The sequence below is a fragment of the Streptomyces jeddahensis genome (assembly GCF_001642995.1).
In the GTDB taxonomy this organism is placed as follows: Bacteria; Actinomycetota; Actinomycetes; order Streptomycetales; family Streptomycetaceae; genus Streptomyces; species Streptomyces jeddahensis.
The window spans coordinates 1-22,454 of sequence record NZ_LOHS01000009.1; the positions used below are offsets into that span (position 1 = coordinate 1).

At 70.7% G+C, this 22,454-nt stretch carries 14 protein-coding genes and 4 pseudogenes; 8 read left to right on the forward strand and 10 right to left on the reverse strand.

Annotation, left to right across the window (positions count from 1 at the left end; genetic code table 11):
• Positions 1-376 (forward strand): annotated as a pseudogene (locus tag STSP_RS39865) (hypothetical protein); the annotation flags it as partial.
• 62 nt (positions 377-438) lie between these two features.
• On the opposite strand, the gene valS reads toward STSP_RS39865, so the two are convergent.
• From valS to STSP_RS00100, 8 genes and pseudogenes are all read right to left on the reverse strand, one after another.
• Positions 439-3,015: a valine--tRNA ligase gene (gene valS / locus STSP_RS00065; RefSeq protein ID WP_067270286.1), complete on the reverse strand. Its 2,577-nt coding sequence runs from the start codon at positions 3,013-3,015 to the stop codon at positions 439-441.
• A gap of 87 nt (positions 3,016-3,102) precedes the next feature.
• Positions 3,103-3,444 (reverse strand): annotated as a pseudogene (locus STSP_RS00070) (phospholipase domain-containing protein); the annotation flags it as partial.
• 126 nt (positions 3,445-3,570) lie between these two features.
• A pseudogene (locus STSP_RS41070) lies at positions 3,571-4,877 on the reverse strand (RNA-guided endonuclease InsQ/TnpB family protein).
• 222 nt (positions 4,878-5,099) lie between these two features.
• Positions 5,100-6,704, reverse strand: a complete 1,605-nt coding sequence (locus tag STSP_RS00080) for a purine-cytosine permease family protein (protein WP_198547224.1) — start codon at positions 6,702-6,704, stop codon at positions 5,100-5,102.
• Positions 6,705-6,973: 269 nt separating this feature from the next.
• Positions 6,974-7,429 (reverse strand): MaoC family dehydratase, encoded by a 456-nt coding sequence (locus STSP_RS00085; protein ID WP_067270294.1) that lies wholly within the window; start codon positions 7,427-7,429, stop codon positions 6,974-6,976.
• A complete protein-coding gene (locus STSP_RS00090; protein ID WP_078066760.1) occupies positions 7,426-9,024 on the reverse strand; it encodes an acyl-CoA synthetase in 1,599 nt (532 codons plus the stop codon). The genes STSP_RS00085 and STSP_RS00090 overlap by 4 nt, the downstream gene beginning before the upstream one ends.
• 16 nt (positions 9,025-9,040) lie before the next feature.
• Positions 9,041-9,976, reverse strand: a complete 936-nt coding sequence (locus STSP_RS00095; RefSeq protein WP_269801016.1) for an amidohydrolase family protein — start codon at positions 9,974-9,976, stop codon at positions 9,041-9,043.
• Positions 9,977-10,100: 124 nt separating this feature from the next.
• The gene (locus tag STSP_RS00100; protein ID WP_067270297.1) at positions 10,101-11,018 is read right to left on the reverse strand and encodes an SDR family NAD(P)-dependent oxidoreductase; all 918 of its coding nucleotides are present in this window, start codon (positions 11,016-11,018) and stop codon (positions 10,101-10,103) included.
• Between the two features lie 399 nt (positions 11,019-11,417).
• On the opposite strand from STSP_RS00100, the gene STSP_RS00105 reads away from it, so the two are divergent.
• The 6 genes from STSP_RS00105 to STSP_RS00130 all read left to right on the forward strand — a co-directional run bounded on the left by STSP_RS00105 (position 11,418) and on the right by STSP_RS00130 (position 19,992).
• Positions 11,418-11,843: a MarR family winged helix-turn-helix transcriptional regulator gene (locus STSP_RS00105; protein ID WP_067270300.1), complete on the forward strand. Its 426-nt coding sequence runs from the start codon at positions 11,418-11,420 to the stop codon at positions 11,841-11,843.
• Between the two features lie 31 nt (positions 11,844-11,874).
• A complete protein-coding gene (locus STSP_RS00110; RefSeq protein ID WP_078066761.1) occupies positions 11,875-12,765 on the forward strand; it encodes an IclR family transcriptional regulator in 891 nt (296 codons plus the stop codon).
• A 216-nt stretch (positions 12,766-12,981) separates the two neighbouring features.
• Positions 12,982-16,017 (forward strand): SpoIIE family protein phosphatase, encoded by a 3,036-nt coding sequence (locus STSP_RS00115; protein WP_078066764.1) that lies wholly within the window; start codon positions 12,982-12,984, stop codon positions 16,015-16,017.
• Positions 16,018-16,107: 90 nt separating this feature from the next.
• Positions 16,108-17,664 (forward strand): sugar ABC transporter ATP-binding protein, encoded by a 1,557-nt coding sequence (locus STSP_RS00120; RefSeq protein ID WP_067270305.1) that lies wholly within the window; start codon positions 16,108-16,110, stop codon positions 17,662-17,664.
• Positions 17,661-18,788 carry an ABC transporter permease gene (locus STSP_RS00125; RefSeq protein ID WP_078066762.1) on the forward strand — a complete coding sequence of 376 codons (1,128 nt, stop codon included), beginning with the start codon at positions 17,661-17,663 and terminating at the stop codon, positions 18,786-18,788. Before STSP_RS00120 ends, STSP_RS00125 begins: the two co-directional genes overlap by 4 nt.
• 67 nt (positions 18,789-18,855) lie before the next feature.
• On the forward strand, positions 18,856-19,992 hold the full coding sequence (locus STSP_RS00130; RefSeq protein ID WP_067270308.1) for a substrate-binding domain-containing protein: 1,137 nt from the start codon (positions 18,856-18,858) through the stop codon (positions 19,990-19,992).
• Positions 19,993-20,040: 48 nt separating this feature from the next.
• Here the strand turns inward: STSP_RS00130 and STSP_RS00135 are convergent, their stop codons facing one another.
• A complete protein-coding gene (locus tag STSP_RS00135; RefSeq protein ID WP_067270310.1) occupies positions 20,041-20,991 on the reverse strand; it encodes an NADP-dependent oxidoreductase in 951 nt (316 codons plus the stop codon).
• Between the two features lie 69 nt (positions 20,992-21,060).
• Here STSP_RS00135 and STSP_RS00140 point away from each other — a divergent pair, with 69 nt between their 5' ends.
• On the forward strand, positions 21,061-22,008 hold the full coding sequence (locus STSP_RS00140) for a GlxA family transcriptional regulator (protein WP_067270313.1): 948 nt from the start codon (positions 21,061-21,063) through the stop codon (positions 22,006-22,008).
• Positions 22,009-22,219: 211 nt separating this feature from the next.
• Here the strand turns inward: STSP_RS00140 and STSP_RS39880 are convergent.
• Positions 22,220-22,342 (reverse strand): annotated as a pseudogene (locus STSP_RS39880) (ABC transporter ATP-binding protein); the annotation flags it as partial.
• Positions 22,343-22,454: the final 112 nt, after the last annotated feature.

Here is a 22,454-nt window from a genome sequence, read left to right on the forward strand (position 1 = left end):
GGGCGGGCCGATGCCGGGCGGCCACGCAGAGGCGGCCGCGGGTACGGCCGGGGGCTACGCCTTGGGCGGGCGCCCGGCCGCCGAGGAGTACGCCTTGGGCGGGCGCCCCGCCTCCGGGGACCATGCGCAGCACGCGGGGGTGCGGCAGCCGGTGGGGCCGGTGGGCGGGCCGACGCCGGGCGGCCACGCAGACGCGGCCGCCGGTACGGCCGAGGAGTACGCCTTGGGCGGGCGCCCCGCCGCCGAGGAGCATGCCTTGGACAGGGCGCCCACGCCCCAGGGAACCGCGTCGTCCCTAGGGGTGCCCGCGCCGTACCGCGGCGTGCCGGTCGGCGGGGGTTCCCGGTTGGCACGGGGCCGCTGCCGCGTTCCATGAGCCGGCGCGGGCCCGTCGCGCAGGCCCGGCCGCGGGGCCCGGCTTCGCTCGGGCGTCGTGGTCTACAGGCTCACTCGAACCGCGAGCGGCCCGCTGCTCTCCTCCCGCAGCTCCACGGCGCCGATGCGCCCGGCCGCGCGAACGTCCCCGGCGACCCGCGCGAAGCGGTCGAGGTCCGAACGCGACGCCGTCACCACCGCCTTGGTGACCTCCGTACGCATCGACACCTGCGCCTCCGACTTGGCCTTGCGGACCGAGGCGATGACGTCCGAGGCCGTGTCGAGTAGCGTCTCGTCCGCGCCCGCGGCGAGTCCGCGCAGCCGGTCCGCGTCGGGCCAGGCGGCACGGTGCACGGACCCTTCGGCCCACCACGACCAGACCTCCTCCGTGACGAAGGGGAGGACGGGAGCGAACAGGCACAGAAACGTGTCCAGTGCCGTCCGGAGCGCCGCGCGGGCCGACTGCGTACCGGCGCCGGCGCCCTGGTCACCGTAGGCACGGGCCTTGACGAGCTCGACGTAGTCGTCGCAGAACCGCCAGAAGTACTGCTCCGTGCGCTCCAGGGCGCGCGCGTAGTCGAACTCCTCGAAGGCGGCGGTGGCTTCCTCGACCGCTCGGGCGAGGCCGGCGAGCATGGCGCGGTCGAGCGGCTCGGTGACCGCGGCACCCGCCTCCGCCTCACCGAAGCCGAAACCGAAACCAAAGCCGAGGACGAACTTGCCGACGTTGAGGATCTTCGTCGCGAGCCGACGGCCGATCTTCATCTGCCCGATGTCGAAGGCCGTGTCCGTGCCGGGCCGGGCGCTCGCGGCCCAGTAGCGGACCGCGTCGGAGCCGTACTGCGCGAGGAGATCGGCCGGAGTGACCACATTCCCCTTGGACTTCGACATCTTCTTGCGGTCGGGGTCCAGGATCCATCCGGAGATCGTCGCGTGCCTCCACGGCAGCCCACCGTGTTCGGCGTGGGCACGGACGACCGTGGAGAACAGCCAGGTGCGGATGATCTCGTGGGCCTGCGGCCGGACGTCCATCGGGTAGACCCGCCGGAAGAGGTCCGGGTCGGCCATCCACCGCCCGGCGATCTGCGGGGTGAGCGAGGAGGTCGCCCAGGTGTCCATGACGTCCGGGTCGCCGACGAACCCGCCGGGCTCGCCGCGCTGTTCCTCGCGGTAGCCCGCGGGCGCCTCGGCACTCGGGTCGACCGGGAGGTCCGCCGCGTCCGGGACGATCGGCCGGTCGTGGTCGGGCTGCCCGTCCGCGTCGAGCGGGTACCAGACGGGGATCGGCACGCCGAAGAACCGCTGGCGGCTGATCAGCCAGTCGCCGTTGAGCCCGCTGACCCAGTTCTCGTAGCGGGTCCGCATGTGCGGCGGGTGCCACTCCAGTTCTGAGCCGCGCCGCAGGAGTTGCTCGCGCAGGTCCTCGTCGCGTCCGCCGTTGCGCAGGTACCACTGGCGGGTGGTGACGATCTCCAGCGGTTTGTCGCCCTTCTCGAAGAACTTGACCGCGTGGGTCACCGGCCGCGGTTCGCCCTCCATTTCTGCGCTGTCCCGCAGCAGGGCGACGATGCGCTCGCGTGCGGTGTGCGCGGTGGCACCGGCCAGCTGCGCGTACACCTCGCGTGCGTGCGGCGATTCGACACCGGCGGGCGGCTCGGCGACGAACCGGCCGTCCCAGCCGATCACCGGTCGCGTGGCGAGCCGCAGCTCCCGCCACCAGGTCACATCCGTCGTGTCGCCGAACGTGCAGACCATGGCGATCCCGGAGCCCTTGTCCGGTGTCGCCAGACGGTGCGCGTGGACCGGCACCTCGACGCCGAAGAGGGGCGTACGGACCGTCGTGCCGAACAGCCCCTGGTACCGCTCGTCGTCGGGATGGGCGACCAGCGCGACGCACGCGGGCAGCAGTTCGGGCCGCGTCGTCTCGATCATGATCCGCTCGCCGCCGGGGCCGTGGAAAGCGAGCCGGTGGTACGCGGCCGGCCGCTCACGGTCCTCGAGTTCGGCCTGTGCGACCGCCGTACGGAACGTGACGTCCCACAACGTGGGCGCCTCGGCGAGATACGCCTCGCCCCGATCGAGGTTCCGCAGGAAGGCGAGCTGCGACGTGGCGCGCGCCTCGGCGTCGATCGTGCGGTACGGCCGCGACCAGTCGACGGACAGACCGAGCCTGCGCCACACCTGTTCGTACGCCTTCTCGTCCTCCGCGGTCAGCTGGTCGCACAGCTCGACGAAGGTGCGGCGAGAGACGGGGATCTGCTGCTTCCCGGGCTTCTCGGGCGGTGCGAAGTCCGGGTCGTACGGCAGCGACGGGTCGCAGCGGACGCCGTAGTGGTTCTGGACGCGGCGCTCGCTGGGCAGGCCGTTGTCGTCCCAGCCCATCGGGTAGAAGACTTCCTTGCCGCACATGCGCTGGAAACGGGCGATCGTGTCGGTGTGCGTGTACGAGAAGACGTGCCCGATGTGCAGCGAACCGCTCGCGGTGAGCGGCGGGGTGTCGATCGAGAAGACCTCGTCACGCGACTTCGACCGGTCGAACACGAATACGCCCAGCTCGTCCCATCGCCCGGACCATTTCTCTTCGAGCCCGTCGAGGACGGGCTTGTCGGGGGCGCCTGTACGGCGATGGGTGAACGTCATGCTCCGGCATGCTAGCCAGGCGACCGCCCGCGCGATCACTCATTTTCCGCGCGGGCGGCACGCCAGGGCGTCATGGCAGACGTGGCGTCAGTCAGTGATGATCGCCGGGTCGCTCACGCCCGGCTCCCCCGTCTCGACATGGCCGGCGAAGCGGCGCAGGAAGGCGGGGTCGCTGTCGGACGTGACCGTCAGGTCGTACCAGCGCTTGCTCGCCCGCAGATCCACCGTGTGCGCCACGGTGTCCCCGGCCCGCACCGTGACGGTACGGGGGCGGCCACCGTAGGCGTTGGTGAGCGTGAGCGTGACGGCGGTCGTGCCCGTGTTCGTCAGGGTCAGCTTCAGTCCGCCCGTGGAGGCGTCGTGGCGGGCCGTGACCTCGGCCCCCGCGGCCTTCACGGAGCCCTTGAAGGTGCGCACGAAGCCGTTCGGTCGTGAATTGTGAGGATCCCCCGTGGCTGCCCTGGTAGTTGTTGGAGAGCAGCAGTGGATCGTCGCCATGGTTGCCCCGGTTTGGGCCGCCGCTCCAGCCCAGGAGTCAGCGGAGGCAGCAGGCGGCTAGCCGACCACATGTATTGACGTCCTCACCCGCGTCCCATGTGGGTGATCCCCGCCTGCCTCACCGTGGTGAACGGTGACGCTTCGGGTGGGTTCCTGCTTCGATGAGCGCTGCCCCGGCGTGCGGGGTCTGACGTGCTCTCCACAGGCGTTTAGACGCTCCGCCTCATGCCGCATTTCAGCGGCACGTTTCCGTCCAGCGGCGCGTATGTTGACCTCGGCGTTCTCGTCCCGGTCATGGCGAGTGCCGCACTCCGTGCAGGTCCAGACGCGAACATGCAGCTGCTGGCGGCCCTTGGGCCCGGTAAGGCTCCCGCACCCTGGAGCGGAGCACAGCTGGGTGGAAGGGAACCACCGGTCGATCTTGACGAAGGTCCGCTCGTACCGTACGCATTTGGCTTCGAGGGTGCGGACGAACGTGCCGAGGGACTGGTCGTGGACGCTCTTGCCGAGCTTGCCGCGCCGGGTGGCCATGCCCTTCACGTTCAGGTCCTCCACATAGACTGCTTGGATCTCGCGGACGATGCGGACGGTCTCCTGCTCGATGAAGTCGCGCCGCTGGTCGGCGATGCGGGCATGGATCCGCGCGATGGCTTGCTGGGCCTTGCGCCGGTTGTTCGATCCTTTCTGGCAGCGGCTCAGCTTGCGCTGGCCCGCTTGAGCTTGCGTTTCTGGCGGCGGAAGAACTTCGGGGAGGCAATCTTCCGGCCGCGCAGCACAGCGTAGGAGGACAGACCCAGATCAATACCGCTGTCCGTCTCGTCCCCATCCAGCTCAGGGAGAGGCTTGGCGAAGTACCTGCCGGAAGGGTCTTTGATGATGGTCACCGTCGAGGCACCGGCGGGCAGCTCGCGGGACCAGCGCACCTCGATGTCGCCGATCTTCGGCAGCCGCAGCTTCCCGCCTTTGGTGATGGACCAGCGGGCGTTCGCTGTGAATCGGATCGACTGCCGGGCGGTCTTCTTCTTCATTCTGGGCGGGCCGATCTTCGGGCCCTTGCGGCGGCCGTTCTTCGAGGCGAAGAAGTTGCTGTAGGCGGTTTCCAGGTCACGCAGGGACTGCTGGAGCACCACAGCGAACACCTCGCCGAGCCAGGCCCGCTCCGGGGCCTTCTTGGCCTCGGTGATGACCTGCTTCGACAGCTCGGCTGCCTTGGGAAGGGGCAGGCCGTTGGCGTAGGCGTCACGACGGAGGCGAAGGGCATCGTTCCAAACGACACGGGCGCACCCGAACGCCCTCGCCAGACTGCCGCGCTGAGAAGCGCTCGAGTACACACGGAAGTTGTACCGGAGCTTCACGTCGAGCACCGTACAGCGGTCGGATTACCGCCGAGGTATGGATCCACCAGAACTGGCTGACACTGCGCGTTCCTCGTGCGTGTGCAGTTGGTTTGTGACCGAGTACCGGCACGGCATGTTCACCGACACGCGTTGTCACAGCAGCGACGGAAAGCCGCCGTGGCGCGCATGTGCCTGCCGCAGATAGAGGACGAGGCCTCAGCGCGATCGGCGCCGAAGGGGGCGAAGCTCTCAGGTCCGGACTGGGGTGGGTTCCGGGCCCGTGCCCGTGATCGGCGGCACGGGCACGTCGACGGTCCGGACGAGCCGCGCACCGTCCGGCCCGTACGCAGCCCGCGGCTCCGGGAACGCGGCCAGCAACCCCAGATACAGCACGGCAGCGACGGCCAGCGACAGAGGCAGGCTGATGTCGACACCGCCCGCCAGGTCCCCGAAGGGACCGACGAACTGGCCGGGGATGTTCGTGAACAGAATGCCGATCAGCGCGGCGACCCACCACGCGGTCATGCCGCGCCAGTTCCAGCCGTGGGCGAACCAGTAGCGGCCACCGCGCTGACGGCGGTTGAAGACCTGCAGCGCCTCGGGGTCGTACCAGCCGCGGCGCACGAAGAAGCCGAGCATCATCACGACCATCCACGGCGTGGTGCAGGTGATGATCATCGTGGCGAAGGTCGAGATCGACTGGACGACGTCGAGCGCGAAGCGACCGACGAAGATGAAGGCGATGGCGAGGGTGCCGACCAGGACGGTCGCCTGTACGCGGGAGAGCCGGGTGAAGACGCTGGAGAAGTCGAGGCCTGTGCCGTAGAGCGCGGTGGTGCCCGTGGACATGCCGCCGATCAGCGCGAGCAGGCAGATAGGGAGGAAGTACCAGCCGGGCGAGATGGCGAGCAGACCGCCGACGAAGTCGGGCGCGGCCGGGTCGACGTAGTCGGGGGCCTTGGCAGCGATGACGCTGGCGGTCGCCAGGCCGAAGCAGAACGGCAGCAGCGTCGCGATCTGCGAGAGGAACGCGGCTCCCATGACGCGGCGGCGCGGCGTCGCGGCGGGGATGTACCGGGACCAGTCGCCGAGGAACGCGCCGAACGAGACGGGGTTGGACAGCACGATCAGCGTGGCGCCGATGAAGGACGGCCAGAACAACGCCTTCGTCTCGGCGTCGGCCCCCGCCCCGTAGATACCGGCGTACGACGGGTCGAAGTCGCCCGCGAAGGCGAAGATGCCGACGATGAACAGCACGGTGGCGGCCGTGACGGCGACCTTGTTGACGAGCAGCATGAAGCGGAAGCCGTAGATGCACACGACGAGCACGAGCACGGCGAACAGCGCATAGGCCACCGCGTACGACAGGTCCGAGCGCTCCAGTCCGAACAACCGGTGCGCGCCGCCCACCAGCGCGTCGCCGGAGCTCCACACCGAGATCGAGAAGAACGCGACGGCGGTGAGGAGGGAGAGGAACGAGCCGACGACCCGGCCGTGGACGCCGAGGTGCGCGGAGGAGGACACGGCGTTGTTGGTGCCGTTGACCGGCCCGAAGACGGCCATGGGGCAGAGGATCAGTGCCCCGATGGCGACGCCGATGACGACGGCCGCGAGCCCCTGCTGGAAGGAGAGGCCGAACAGGACCGGGAAGGCGCCCAGGACGCAGGTGGAGAAGGTGTTGGCGCCGCCGAACGCCAGCCGGAAGAGATCGAGGGGTGAGGCGGTGCGCTCCGCGTCGGGGATGTGCTCCACGCCATGCGTCTCGACCTCGGTGACGGAGGGTGCCGCGGCGGAGGACGGCGTTGGCGCGACGGGGGACGGTGACGGCGCCACGGAGGGCGGCTGCTCGGCCATCGGGACTCCTGCGGAGGGCTCGGCGGTGCGAATCGGGGCGGCCGCATCGGGGGTGCGATCCGGGTGCACGTCCATGTGCACATCCGCGCAGTGGGCACGGTGTTTGCGCACGGTACGGCCGCCCGGGTGGGCGCCACCAGTAGCCGAACCATCCATCAGTGGAGCCTGCAGTAGACACTTCATCCACACAGAAGCCCGATTTCATGCGGAACGCCCGTCCGGTCGGCGGTGTGCCGTCGGGACGGGCGGTCAGGCGCAAACGCTGTGGCTCAGGCGTAGAACCGCGACACGCTCTGCAGCACGCACGCGGGCTTCGTGCCGCCCTCGATCTCGATCGTGCCGTCGACGGTGACCTGCACGCCGCCACCGATCTCCTCCACCTCGGCGAGCCGCGCGACAAGGCGGATGCGCGAGCCTGCCGGGACGGGCGAGGGGAAGCGGACCTTGTTCAGGCCGTAGTTGACCTTGGTGGTGACGCCCTCGACCTCGAGCAGCTCGGTGAAGAGCGGGATGAAGAGCGCCAGCGTCAGATAGCCGTGGGCGATCGGGCCGCCGAAGGGGCCTTCCTTGGCGCGCTCGGGGTCGGTGTGGATCCACTGGTGGTCGCCGGTGGCGTCGGCGAAGCCGTTGATGCGCTCCTGCGAGACCGTGATCCACTCGCTGGTGCCGAGGTCGCCGCCCGCGAGCTTCTTCAGTTCGTCCAGGCCGCTGACGGTGATGCTCATGAAGGGGTCCTTTCGGTGGTGCCTGACTGCGGGTCGGTGGTGCCGGTCCCCGCGCTTTGAGTGGTGCCGGTCCCCGGGGCCGCCCCGAAGCGGGCGCGGACGCGGGACTTGAGGAGCTTCCCCGAGGCGGTGCGCGGTAGGGTCTCGGCCACCACGACGGACTTGGGGATCTTGTACTTGGCGAGGCGTCCGCCGAGGAACGCGATCACCTCGTCGGGGTCGAGCCGGGCTCCCTCCCGGAGCACGACCACGGCCCGGGGCACCTCGCCCCACTTCTCGTCGGGTACGCCGATGACCGCGCACTCCACGATGTCAGGGTGGGAGAGCAGCACGTCCTCGACCTCGGCCGGATAGACGTTCTCGCCGCCGGAGATGATCATGTCCTTGAGGCGGTCGACGATGGTGACGAAGCCGTGCTCGTCGACGCGGGCGATGTCGCCGCTGCGGAACCAGCCGTCGACGAAGGCCGCCGCCGTCTCCTCCGGGAGGCCCCAGTAGCCGGGCATCACGTTGGGTCCGCGCACGACGATCTCGCCGGGCTCTCCGACGGCCACGGGCGACAGGTCGGGACCGGTCACGCGTACGTCGGTGAAGAAGTGCGGGACACCGGCCGAGCCCGCCTTGCTGACGGCGTGCTCGGCGGCCAGGAACAGCGTGCCGGGCGCGGCCTCCGTCATGCCGTAGCCCTGCTGGAAGTTGAGGCCGCGGCTCTGGTACGTGGCGATGAGCGGGGTGGGGACGGGGGCGCCGCCGCAGGTGAGCTGCCGTACCGAGGACAGGTCGGCGTCGGTCCAGCGCGGCTGGCGGGCGATCTGGTCGAACATCGCGGGCACCCCGAACATGAAGGTGACGCGGTGCCGCTCGATCAGGTCGAGGGTGCCGGCCGGGTCGAAGGCGCCGACCAGGACGCAGGTGCCGCCCTTGAGCATGACGGGCAGCGTGAGCATGTTCAGGCCGGCCGTGTGGAACAGGGGTGCGGAGACGAGCGCGACCTCGTCGGCGGCGATGTCCTGGTCGATGAGGACGTTGATCGCGTTCCAGGTGAGGTTGCCGTGGGTGAGCATCGCTCCCTTGGCGCGCCCCGTGGTCCCGGAGGTGTACATGATCATGCAGATGTCGTCGTGGCCGACGGGCTCGTCGATCGGGTCGCCGGGAGCGGAGGCCAGCACCTGCTCATAGGGGTCGCCCAGCTCGATGCGGTGCTTGACGGCCGGGCTCGCTCCGTCCTCTCCTCCTGCGCCGCCGTTGTCAGTGGGGTCGTACAGACTGGGGTCGTGGATGAGGGTGCGGGCGCCCGAGTCGGCCAGCTGGTAGCCGATCTCGGGTGCGGCGAGGCGGGTGTTGAGGGGGACGAAGACCGCGCCGAGGAGACCGGTGGCGAAGAGGGTCTCCAGGAAGGAGGGGTGGTTGGGACCGAGATAGGCGACGCGGTCGCCGCGCCGGACGCCGGCCGCGCGCAGCGCGTGGGCCAGCTGATTCGTGCGCCGGTTCAGCTCGGCGTAGGTGAAGGACTGCTGCTGGTGGATCAGGGCGGTGCGATGGGGGGTCTTGCGGGCACGGCGTGCGGGCCACGACCCGATTCCCTCGTTGCGCATGGGGTGGTGCCCCCTTTCACGTACCTGTCGAACCTGATGTACCTGATGGTCCCGACGAACCGGAAGCGCCCGGGGTGTCCGTCGCGGTGAGCCCGAGGAGGCGGGCGGCGTTGTCCTTGAGGATCTTCGGTCGTACCTCGTCCTTGATCGGCAGCTTGTCGAAGTCGGCAAGCCACCTGTCGGGGGTCAGGACGGGGTAGTCGGAGCCGAACAGGACCTTGTCCTTCAGCAGGGAGTTGGCGTACTGGACGAGCTGGGGCGGGAAGTACTTCGGCGACCAGCCGGACAGATCGATGTGGACGCCCGGCTTGTGCGTGGCCACGGCGAGGGCCTCGTCCTGCCAGGGGAAGGAGGGGTGAGCGAGGATGATCTTCAGATGGGGGAAGTCGGCGGCGACGTCGTCGACGTGCAGGGGGTTGGAGTACTTCAGGCGGATACCGCCGCCGCCGGGGACGCCCGCGCCGATACCGGTCTGGCCGGTGTGGAACAGCGCGATGGTGCCGGTCTCCTCGATCACCTCGTACAGCCCGTAGGCGATCTCCCGGTCGTTGGGGAAGAAGCCCTGGATGCTGGGGTGGAACTTGAAGCCCTTGACCCCGTACTCCTCGACGAGGCGGCGGGCCTGCTTGACGCCGGCCTTGCCGCGGAAGGGGTCGATCGAGGCGAAGGGGATCAGTACGTCCGGGTTGGCGGCCGCGGCCTCCGCGACCTCCTCGTTCGGCACGGGCTCGGTGCCGGTGGCGTGCTCGGCGTCGACGGTGAAGATGACGGCGGCCATCTTCCGCTCGCGGTAGTACGCGGCGGTCTCCTCGAGGGTCGGCTTCCGCTTGCCCTCGACCTTGAAGTAGGCGCTCGAGGCGTCGTGCAGTTCGTCGTCCAGCGAGGCCTTCCCCTTGGAGGAGACCTCGGCGTGGGTGTGGACGTCGATCGCTACGAGCTCGTCGACGTTCATGGCGGTCGCGGCGCTCATGCGCGTCCCTCGCGGTGGTGAGGATGTGCAGCGGTCCTGGCGTGCGTGGCAACCATGGCGGTCGTGGCGGTGGTGGCCTTCGGGGCGGTTGCGGCTCTCATGTCCCTTACGCCTCCGGGATCTTCGGCGCCGGGATGCCGACGGTCTGCGGCTCGCTGCCGACCGAGGTGTGCCAGACGTCGGCGATCGTCTCGGGGCTCCAGCCGCCGTCGGCGTAGGCGACGGAGGTCTCCTGCGGGTGCGACCACAGGGCCAGCTTGTCGCCACCGATGCCGATGCACTGGCCGGTTACGTCCGCGGCGGCTGCCGAGGCGAGGAAGGGGATGAGGGCGGCGCAGTCCTCGGCGCTGCCGAAGCCCTCGCCCTTGCGCAGGAAGTCCGGCAGGGCCTCGCCGCGGCGCATCGCCTCGACGTAGGGGGCGAAGACGGGGATGGTCTCGGTCATCGCGGTGGCCGCCACGGGGACGATCGCGTTGACCGTGATGCCGGCGCGGGCGAGCTCCATGGACCAGGTGCGGGTCATGGCGGCGATGCCGGCCTTGGCGGCCGCGTAGTTGGTCTGCCCGAAGTTGCCGCGCTGTCCCGCGGGCGAGCCGACGAGGATGAGCCTCCCGCCCTCGCCCTGCTCGCGCATGCGCACGGCGGCGGCGCGGGCGCAGGTGAAGGTGCCCTTGAGATGGACGCCGATGACCGTGTCGAAGTCGTCGTCGGTCATCTTCCAGAGCACCTTGTCGCGCAGCACGCCGGCGTTGGTGACCATGATGTCCAGCCGGCCGAACTCGGCGACAGCCCGGGCGACCAGCCGGTCGGCGGCCTCGGTCGTGCCCACGGCGACGGCCTCGGCGACGGCCTTGCCGCCCGCCTCCTCGATGGACTTGACGGCATGTTCGGCGACGGCCTCGTCCACGTCGTTGACGACGACGGAGGCACCCGCGGCGGCCAGGGCCTGTGCGTAGGCGAGGCCGAGACCGCGGCCGCTGCCGGTGACCACGGCGACTTTGCCGGTGAGATCGATGGTCGACACGGAGTCAGTCCCTTCATCAGGGGTGGAAGTGCTCGATGGCGCGAGAGAGGGGCAGCGGACGATGAGTATCTCCGCCGCCGAGATCGAAGCTAAGGACAATAATTGTCGACGTCAATAGTTGTTGCCGTCGGCGGATGTGCGAGATGCTTGGTCCGCACCGAACGAACACCACCCCACCAAGGGCCCGTACCGACGCAGACCGCCGCCCCACCCGGGGGCCCGTACCGACCGCACACCGCCCCACCCGGGGCCTTGACCAGGGAGTCCGCCATCTCCGGGAAGCGCCTCGCCGCCAGCTCCTCGCCCGCCACGACCACCGCCGCCCGTTCCTCGTCGGCCGCGGGAGCGTCCACCACCACGGCCCGCGGCACGGGGCCCATAGACGCCCAGGAGCCCTGGATGCGCGGTCTGCACGCGGACGCCGGCTATCTCCTCTACCGGCTGGGCCTGCGCTCCGGGCAGCTCTTCAACGGCTTCCTCCAGGAGTCGGGCCTGCGCCTGCGCCACTACGCGCTGCTGCGCTTCCTGGCCACCACCGAGGGCGCACTCCAGCGGGAGCTGAGCGCCCGGCTCGGCTACGACCCCAGCGCGATCGTCGGCCTCGTCGACGACCTCGAGCGCGCCGGCTTCGTGGAGCGCCGTCCCTCGCCCGACGACCGCCGCAGTCGCGTCGTCGTGCTCACCGACGACGGCCGGGCGTTCCTGCGCGACACCGACGAGGCCGGTCTGCGCGTCACGAACGACCTCCTCCAGCCGCTCGACCCGGCCGAGCGGGAGACGCTGCACGCCCTCCTGCTGCGCATAGCGGAACCGGGCCTCGCCTGAGCACGGCCACGAACGCCCGAGGGACGCAGAGATGATCTCCCGCAGATCAGCCGGAACGACCCCCGAGGACGGCCGGGACGACCGCGAAGGACGGCTGGGCCCTCCCCGCGAGACGGCCGGGGTGCCCCCACAGAACCCGGAGACGACCCCGCGCTCCGCGCCCGACCGACTCCTTGCGGTCCTCGGCGCCTTCGACCACGCGCACCCGGCGCTGTCCCTGACGGACATCAGCCGCCGCGCCGGCCTGTCGCTGACCACCGCGCACCGGCTCGTCGGCGCGCTCACCGCGTGGGGCGCACTGGAGCGCGATCCGTCCGGGATCTACCACGTCGGGCTGCGCCTGTGGGAGGTGGCCGCGCTGGCACCGCGCGGTCTGGCGCTGCGCCAGGTCGCGCTGCCCTACCTGGAGGACCTGTACGAAGCGACCCACGAGAACGTGCAGTTGGCGGTGCGGGACGGCAGCGAGGTCGTCTACATCGAGTGGATCTCGGGCCGTTCGGCGGTCGGGGTGCGCATCAAGGTGGGCGCCCGCTGGCCCCTGCATGCCACCGGCGTCGGCCTGGCGCTGCTCGCCCACACCGACCCGGAGTTCCAGGCGGCGTACTGCGCCGAGCCGCTGGCCGCGTTCACCGCGCATACCATCACGGACCCGGCCCGGCTGCGCCGCGTCCTGGCCGAGGTACGGCGTACGGGCTGCGCCGTGAGCACCCGCCAGGTCACGGATGACGCCGTGTCCGTGGCCGCACCCGTGCGGGGCCGGGACGGGACGGTCGCCGCGGCCGTGTCGGTCGTCGTGCCCGTGCAGGACGCCCAGGTCCCGGCGCTCATCCCGTCCGTCCGGCTGGCGGCGCGCGGGATCTCCCGGGCGCTGGGGTGGCACCCGGAACGCCCACAGCCACCAGAGCAGCCGGACCACACGTAGCGGGCTCGTAGGCCGAAAGTCGCGGCAGAGGCCTGTCGGGCCTGTCACCTGCGGCCGACCGGCGCGATCAGCTGGATCATCCGCTGTGGATCATCCGCCCTGGATAATCCGCTGATTCCGCCCCTTTCTGAACAAAGTTCTACTATCTAACGTGGGGAGGGTATTTGCCGGCAGGATCCGCCAGGGGGACATGTTCTGGTGAGGGAAGTGATCCAGATGGGGCTCTCGGGGGATGCCGTCAGTCCCTCGCGCGCCCGTGAGCGGTTCCTTCAAGGCGAGCTGATCGAGGGGGGCGTCCGAGGCCTGATCCTGAGTTCATGGCATCGCTGCCGGCTGCTGGGCCTCTCGCCGGATCAGACCGAGCTGCCCTACCGCGAGGACATCGATCCGGACAGCCGGCTCGTGCGTGCGGCCGAGCCGGTGCTCGACTGGCTGCAGTCCGTGTTCGCGGGCAGCCGGATGAACGTGGGCTTGGCCGATGGCAGCGGGACGGTGGTGCTGCGCCGTTTCGGCGAGGCTTCCATGGCCAGGGAACTCGCCCCGATCCAGAGTGTTCCAGGGTTCGTGTTCGCCGAGCAGGTGGCCGGGACCAACGGCATCGGTATCGCGCTCGCGGAAAGGCGGCTCTGCGAGGTCTACGGGGCGGAGCACTTCGCCGAGCGCTCCCAGTCAAACGCCTGCTCGTCGATTCCGGTGCGTGACCTGCTCAGCGGACGTATCGAGGGCATTCTCTCGCTCGGATGCTCGCGTGCCGACGCGCACCCCGCGATGAACACCCTGATACGTGAGGCCGCCGAGGCCATTGAACGACGGCTGCTGGAGCAGAGCTCGGCACGGGAGCGTGGCCTGCTGCGGGCGTATCTCAACGCCAGGAGCCGCGCGCGGACCGGCGAGGCGGCGACCGGCGCAGGGGCGGCCGCGGAGGCGCAGCTGACCGGCGTTGAGGAGCTGATCCGGAGCGGGCTGGACCGACGCGACCAGATGATCCTGAGGGAGAAGGCTGCCGAGCTGATCTCCTCGGCCCAGCGGGGCGGCCTCGAGGTCCCTCTCTCCCACGGTCGGCGGGTCACCCTCCTGAGCCATGTAGTGAGGAGCTCCTCCGGCGTGGAAGGTGTGGCCGTCGAGGCGCTCCTGCACGACGACATGCCGCACCAGGGGCTGGTCGTGCCCGGGCACGCCGACGTACCGCTCGGTTTCACGGCGCACCATGCCGCGCCACCGCCCGCCGTTGCGCCACCGCCCGCCGTCCCGCTGCTCGGGTCCCTTCCCGGCCCTGCGCCCGTCTCGGCCACCGGTCTCCCACCCGCCTCGGCCCCCGGTGTCACACCCGCCCCGGCCCCAGGTTTCACACCGGTTCCGGTCCCCGGCGTCACGCCCGCCCCCGCCGCCGGTACGGAGCCCGCGACCGGCGGCGCAGCCGCCGCACCGTCCGCCACCGCCGAGAGCGCCGACGAGGCTGCCGGCAGGCGGCTCGTGCTGGTCGGCGAGCCGGGGGTGGGACAGCAGGCCGTCGCGGCACGACACCGTCTGGAGCTGCTGTCCGAGGCCAGCACGCGCATCGGCACCACCCTGGACGTGAGCCGCACCGCTCGAGAGCTTGCCGAGATGGCCGTCCCACGCCTGGCCGACTTCGTCACCATCGACCTGCCCGACGCCGTACTGCGCGGTGAGGAGTCCCCCGATCCCCGCACCGACCTGCGCCGCACGGTCGTCCACGGCATCCGCGACGACTGCCCCTTCTATCCGGTCGGCGAGCGGGTCGACCTTCGCCCCACCACGCCCCAGCTCCGCTGCCTGGCCACCGGGCGGGCGGTGCTCGAGCCCGATCTCAAGCTCGCCGCCGGCTGGCTCGCCCAGGATCCCCGGCACGCCGAGCGCCTTCTCGAGCACGACGTGCACTCCCTGATCACCGTTCCGCTGGTCGCCCGCGGTGTCGTCCTGGGCATCGCCAGCTTCTACCGCTCGGAGGACCCGGCGCCCTTCGGGGACGACGATCGCTCGCTGGCCCAGGAGCTCGCCACCCGCGCCGCCATCTGCATCGACAACGCCCGCCGCTACACCCGCGAACACACCATGGTCCTGGCTCTGCAGCGCAGTCTGCTCCCGCACCGCCCGCCCGAGCAGGACGCCGTCGAGGTCGCCCATCGCTACCTGCACGCCGCGTCGGGAGTCGGCGGTGACTGGTTCGACATCATCCCCCTCTCGGGCACCCGCGTCGCCCTCCTCGTCGGCGACGTCGTCGGCCAGGGCCTGCATGCCGCCGTCACCATGGCCCGGCTGCGCACGGCCGCCCGGAACTTCACCGAGCTGGACTTCGCCCCCGACGAAGTGCTCACGCAGCTCGACAACCTCGTGGCCCGCCTCGACCGGGACGAGGGCGGTGACGAGTCCGCTACGGGCGGCCCGGGCATCATCGGCGCCACCTGCCTGTACGCGATCTACGACCCCACCACGCAGAAGTGCGCGATGGCCCGCGCAGGACACCTGCCACCCGCGCTGGTCCACCCCGACGGCACCGTGGCGTTCCCCGATCTGCCTGCCGGGCCGCCTCTGGGACTCGGCGGCCTGCCCTTCGAAACCGCCGAATTCCACCTTCCCGAAGGCAGCGAGCTGGTCCTCTACACCGACGGACTCGTCCATGACCGTCACCGCGACATCGACACGGTCCTCGGCCAGCTGCACCGCGCCCTGACCCATCCGGGCCGTTCTCCCGAGGCCACATGCGAGGCGGTCCTGGACGCGGTCGTACCCGAACACACCACCGACGACATCGCGCTGCTGGTCGCCCGCACGCACGCCGTGGACCCCGACCGGATCGCCACCTGGGACCTGCCCGCGGAACCGGCCCGTGTCTCCGGCATCCGCGCCGCCGTCACACGGCGGCTGGCCGAGTGGGGGCTGGACGAGGTCGCTTTCACCGCCGAACTGGTGCTCAGCGAGCTGGTCACCAACGCGATCTGCCACGGCAGCGGGCCCATTCAGGTACGCCTGATCCACGACCGGTCCCTGATCTGCGAGGTCTCCGACACCAGCAGCACCGCGCCGCACCTGCGCCACGCCGCCGCGACCGACGAGGGCGGCCGCGGGCTGTTCCTCGTCGCACAGCTCAGTCAGGCCTGGGGCACGCGGTACACCAGAGAGGGCAAGGTCATCTGGGCCGAGTGCGCTCTGGACGCCTCCCGAGGTGTGTCCGCCGCAGCCGGGACCGAGGCCATGATCGGGATAGATTGGGAGAACATTCCCGGCATCTAGCACGCAAGTAACTAAGCGGTGTAGTGCCTCAGGTACCTCAAGCTACGCAGCCGGGGAAAGGACATATCCGGGCGAATACGGAGAAAGCCTGTGCATGACGCGCCCGACACCCCGGTGAGCCCGGCCGCGCGCCGCGGCCGGGAACCCGTCGTGCGCATCCGCGGTCTCAGCAAGCGGTTCGGCGGCACGACCGCCCTGTCCGGGGTCGACCTCGACATCCACCGCGGCAGCGTCCTCGCCCTCCTCGGACCCAACGGCGCCGGGAAGTCGACGCTCATCAAGGTACTCGCGGGCGTTCACGACGCCGACGAGGGCGAGGTGACGGTGGCCGGTCACCCGCTCGGCACGGCCGCGGCCTCCCGGCGTATGTCCTTCATCCACCAGGATCTCGGTCTCGTCGAGTGGATGACGGTCGCCGAGAACATCGCCCTGGGCACCGGCTACCCACGCCGACGTGGACTCGTCTCCTGGCGGCGGACGCGGGAGCGCTGCGCCGAGGCGCTGGACATCATCGCCGGCCATCTGGACCCCGGCGCCCGCATCGCCGACCTCACCCGCGCCGAACGCTCGCTGGCCGCCATCGCACGGGCCCTGTCGACCCGTGCCGAACTCATCGTGCTGGACGAGCCCACCGCCAGCCTGCCGGCGGCCGACTGCGCCCGCCTCTTCGACGTCCTGCACACACTGCGCGACCGCGGCCACGCCATCGTCTACGTCACCCACAGGCTCGACGAGGTGTACCAGGTCGCCGACACCTTCGCCGTCCTGCGCGACGGCCAGGTCATCAGCCGGGGCCCGCTCGCGGGCCACAGCCCGGCCCGTCTGGTGCAGGACATCGTGGGCCGCGAACCGGGCGACTACCGAGCCGCCACCGACACCGCCCCCGCCGACGGCCCGGTCGTCCTGAGCCTCCACGACGTGCGGACCGAGAACTCCGGACCGGTCAGCCTCGAACTGCGCGCCGGCGAAGTCCTCGGCATGGTCGGACTCACCGGCGCCGGGCACATGGAACTGGGCCGGGCGCTGATCGGCTCCCGGCCGATCCGCGGCGGGCGGGCGCTGCTCGAGGGCAGGCCCTACCACCCGCGCACGGTCGCCGCCGCCGTCGACCGTGGCGTGGGTTTCGTATCGAGCAACCGCCTGGAAGAAGGCTGTGCCGCCGAACTGACCGTTCGGGAGAACTTCCTGGCCAACCCCCGGGCATACGAGGTGACGGCGCCGCGCTGGATCAGCCCTCGCCGTGAGCGCGCCGAGGCCGCGGCCCTGATCGGGCGCTTCCGGGTGCACCCCCGCGACAGCGAGGTTCCAATCGGCACCCTCTCCGGCGGAAACCAGCAGAAGGTCATGGTCGGCCGGTGGCTCCGGGTGAGCCGGCGGCTGCTGATCCTCGAGGAGCCGACGGCCGGCGTGGACATCGGCGCCAAGGCCGAGATCTACCGCCTGCTCGACGAGGCGCTGGCCGCCGGGCTCGCCGTTCTGCTCGTCTCCACCGATTTCGAGGAGGTCGCGGACGTGTGTCACCGCGCTCTGGTGTTCGTCCGCGGGACCGTGGCGGCCGAGCTGGCCGGCGAGGCGCTCACCGTCACCGAGCTCACCCATACGGCGTCGGCCATGCCACCCCTCACCGGAACGGCGAATGCCCCATGACCAGGACGCCACCGCCGCCACGGACGCCACCGACGCCGCCGACCCCACCGTCCTCCTCCTCCCGGTCAAGGTCCCCGCTGGGGCGCATGCGCGGGCACCTCATCGGCACCTATGGCCTGCTGGCCTTCACCGCCGTACTGATCCTCGTCTTCTCGCTCGCTCTGCCGGACACCTTCCCCACGCTGCGCAACCTCTCCTCGATCCTGTCCGCGCAGTCGATCCCCGCGATCCTCGCGCTCGGCGCGATGATCCCGATCGTCACCGGCAAGTTCGACCTGTCCATCGGCTACGGCCTCGGCCTGGCGCACGTCATGGCGATGCACCTGATCGTGGGCGCCGGCTGGCCGTGGCCCCTCGCCTGCCTCGTCGTGATTCTCGGAGGGGCGATCATCGGTGCCCTCAACGGCGTCATCGTCGAGTTCGGGCAGATCGACTCCTTCATCGCCACCCTCGGCACCGGCAGCATGATGTACGCCGTCACCGGCTGGATCACCGACGGCGCCCGTATCGTCCCCGGCCCGGAGGGGCTGCCCCCGGCCTTCACCGCCATCTACGGCTCGACCTTCCTCGGCCTGCCCGCACCGGCGTTCTACGTCCTCGCCCTGGCCGTGGCGCTGTGGCTCCTGCTGGAACGGCTGCCGCTCGGCCGCTACCTGTACGTCATCGGCGCCAACCCCCGTGCCGCTGACCTCGTCGGCATCCCCACCCGCACGTACTCGATCTACGCCTTCACCGGCTCCGGTCTGGTGGTCGGGTTCGCCGGCGTGCTGCTGGCCGCGCAGCAGCAGATCGGCAACCCGAGTGTGGGGCTGGAATACCTGCTGCCCGCTTTCGTCGGCGCCCTGCTCGGCTCCACAGCGATCAAGCCCGGCCGGGCCAACGCCATGGGAACTCTCGTCGCCGTCGCGGTCCTCGCCGTGGGCCTCGCCGGAATCGGCCAGCTCGGTGCGGATTTCTGGGCCACGCCGCTGTTCAACGGCGCCACCCTGCTTCTCGCGGTCGGCCTGGCCGGGTACGCCGCCCGCCGCCGGCTGCGGTCCGGCGCCTCAACGCGCCGCGAGCGGCGCCGATCGGCGGGCGTCACTGGAGGACGTTCCGAGACCCGCCCGCCGTCACCTCCGTGACCGGCGAATGCGTTACCGCGCTGTCCTCAGGTACGGCAAGGAGGAGCAAATACCGCAAGGAGGACCCGTGTTCCCGAACCGCAGAACCGTCCCCACAGCCGCGGCGCTGACGGCACTGGCGGCCGTCGTCATCGCCGGCTGCGGGCCCGGCTCGGACACCTCCTCGACCGAGACCCCGAAGGCCGGTTGCCCCGCCGCACTCGAGGAGGCGAAGGCGGCGGTTCGCAAGGCCGAGGCGGACGCCCCCTGGAACGGCCCGACCAGCGGCCCCACGGCCGTATCCGGCAAGACGATCATCTACGTCGCGCAGACCATGACCAACCCCGGTGTGGCGGGCGCCGCGAACGGCGTGACGGAGGCCGCGAAGGTCATCGGCTGGAACGTCCGCGTGATCGACGGAGGAGGCACCCCCGCCGGCATCCAGGCCGCCTTCAGCCAGGCCATCGCCCTCAAGCCCGCGGGCATCGTCATTGGCGGCTTCGACCCCCATGCGACATCGCAACAAGTCGCGCAGGCCAACGCGGCGGACATCCCGCTCATCGGCTGGCACGCCGTCGCCTCTCCGGGCCCGAGCCAACGCCCCAAGCTCTTCAGCAACATCACCACGCGAGTCGAGGACGTCGCCGCCATCAGCGCGGACTGGGTCATCGCGCACTCGGGCGGCAACGCGGGAGCCGTCGTCTTCACCGACGCCTCGATCCCCTTCGCCAAGCACAAGTCCGACCTGATCAAGAAGCAGCTGGCCACGTGCGCGGGCGTGAAGCTCCTGGCGGACGAGAACATCCCCATCGCGGACGCGAGCAGCCGCACGCCCCAGGCTGTCTCATCGCTCCTCTCCCGCTTCGGCGACGAGTGGACGCACTCCGCCGCCATCAACGACCTGTACTTCGCCGATGCCGCACCCGCCCTGAGCGCCGCCGGAAAGCCGGGTTCCGGCCCCCCGTTCAACGTCGGCGCGGGTGACGGCGACGCGTCGGCCTTCCAGCGCATCAACAGCGAGCACTTCCAGGCCGCCACCGTCCCCGAGCCCCTGTCGCTGCAGGGCTGGCAGATCGTCGACGAGTTCAACCGCGCCTTCGCCGGCCGCCCCGCCAGCGGCTACGTCGCCCCCGTCCACATCGCCACGGCCGCCAACAGCAACGGCGCCACAAGCTGGGACCCGTCCGGCTACCGCGAGGCGTACCGGAAGATCTGGGGCAGGTGACCGAATGCGCCTGCCCAGGCGCGCGACACCCACACGGTCGGATCTGAGTCAGTCGACCACCAGGACCAGCTTGCCCGTGGTCCGGCCGGTTTCGCCGAGCGCGTGCGCCTTGGCGGCTTCGGCCAGCGGGAAGGTGCCGGCGATCGTGGCCCGCAGCCAGCCCGCCTCGACGAGCGCCGCGATCTCCTTCATCCCGGTGTGGTCGGCGTCTACAAGCATCTCGGTCGCACGCACCCCGAGCTTCTCGGCCTCCCGGGGCAGTTCCTTCGAACCCCGCGGCACGAGCGTGACCAGGAGTCCGCCCTTGCGCAGGATCCGCAGCGAGCGGTGGACGTAGTCGCCGCCGATCGTGTCCAGCACGACGTCGACATCCCGTACGGCCGCGGCGAAGTTGGTCTCCCGATAGTCGATCAGCTCGTCCGCGCCCAGCCCTCGCAGGAACTCGTGCTTGCCAGCGCTCGCCGTGCCGATCACGTAAGCTCCCCGCGCCTTGGCGATCTGCACGGCCACATGTCCGACGCCGCCGGCCGCCGCGTGAATCAGGACCCGCTGCCCGGGCTGAACGTTCGCCGTCTCGACCAGGGCCTGCCAGGCGGTCAGTGAGACCAGCGGAAGCGCGCCCGCCTGTGTGTGGTCGATGTTTGAGGGCTTGAGCGCGAAGGTGCGGGCGGGGGCGGTGACGTACTGGGCGTGCGAGCCGTGCCCGAATGGGTAGGACAGCATGCCGAAGACCTCGTCACCCGGCCTGAAGAGGGCTACGCCGGTCCCCGTTGCCTCGACCACGCCGGAGACGTCCCAGCCGAGGACGAAGGGCGGCTCGCCGAGGAAGCGGCCGGTGGCGCGGTGCTTCCAGTCGGTCGGGTTGACCCCGGCGGCGCGCACCCGGACCAGTACTTCGTTCGGACGTGGCGCGGGGCGCTCGACCTCCACTTCCTTGAGGACCTCGGGACCACCGAGGATGTCCTGGCTGATGGCGCGCATCGTGTGCTGAGTGCTCATGGTCCCACCATGCCCGAGCGCGTCCGCCCGGAAAATGGCCTGGTTGCCAGCCTTCGATAGGATCGTGCCATGCAGCATGTGCACAGGGTCGTGGTCCTGGCGCTCGACGGGGTCTACCCCTTCGAACTCGGCATACCCAGCCGGATCTTCGCCGCCGCCGACGGCCGGTACGAGGTGCTGACCTGCACCGTCGACGGGCATCCAGTGCGCAGCAACGCGGACTTCACCATCACCGCCGAGCACGGCCCCGAGCTCCTGGCCACGGCCGACACCGTGGTCGTCGCGCCCATCTCGCCGTCGTGTGTCACCGCAGAGCTTCCGGACGAGGTCACTGCCGCGCTCAGGTGGATCCGGCCAGGCACGCGCATCGTCTCCATCTGCACCGGCGCCTTCGTGCTCGCCGCGGCCGGGCTCCTGGACGGCCGCAAGGCGACCACGCACTGGCGGCAGGCGGACCGGTTCCGGCATATGTTCCCGCACGTCGCCCTCGACCCGGATGTGCTCTTCGTCGACGACGACCCCATCCTGACCTCGGCGGGAGCCGCTTCCGGCGTCGACGTCTGCCTGCACATCGTGCGCAAGGACCACGGCAGCCGGCTCGCCAACACGGTCGCCCGCCGCTGCGTGGTGCCGCCGTTCCGGGACGGCGGCCAGGCGCAGTACATCGAGCAGCCGGTCCCCGAGAACGGGGCCTCGAGCGCGGCCGCCACCCGCGCCTGGGCCCTCGAACGCCTCGACGAACCGCTGACGCTCGCCGACCTCGCCGCCCACGCCCGGATGAGCCGGCGCACCTTCGCCCGCCGCTTCAACGACGAGGTGGGCCTCAGCCCCGGCCGATGGCTGATCCAACAGCGTGTAGCCCGAGCCCGGGACCTGCTGGAGTCCAGCGACCTGTCGGTGGACCAGATCGCCGGCCGGGTCGGCTTCGCCACGGGCGCGTCCCTGCGCCAGCACCTGCACGCGGCGATCGGCATCTCACCCCAGGCTTACCGGCGTACGTTTCAGGCGGCCCGCTAGTGCCCACCGGGATCTACCGGTAGCCAGTACTTCCGTGAACCGACTCCATGCGGGACTGCGGGAGAGCGCTCGAAGGGTGCGTCGGCTCTTATCGGCGTGGACCCATCGACGCGCGAGAGCCCTGGGCCGGGCCGGACCTGTGGCAGCCACAGTTACATGCGAAAGCGGCACGTGAGCACCATCGCCACGAGAAAGGAAGAGGGCCGTCGCCTCACACCGGTTGCCAGATCTGGGCGAGCGTTGAGGCGGTGAGAAGTTGCTCGGGGTTTCCCTGCCCCGCCAGCTGACCGTCGCGGAGCAGGAGGCAGGCGTCCGCCGAACGTGCGGCTTCCACCGTCAGCCGAATGGCGATACCGAGGCTACTGCGCCGAGGCGGCGGGAGTGGGTGGGCTACCTGGTCTTGAACCGGTCCGGACGCACGAAGTCCAGGCCTTCGATGGTCTGTT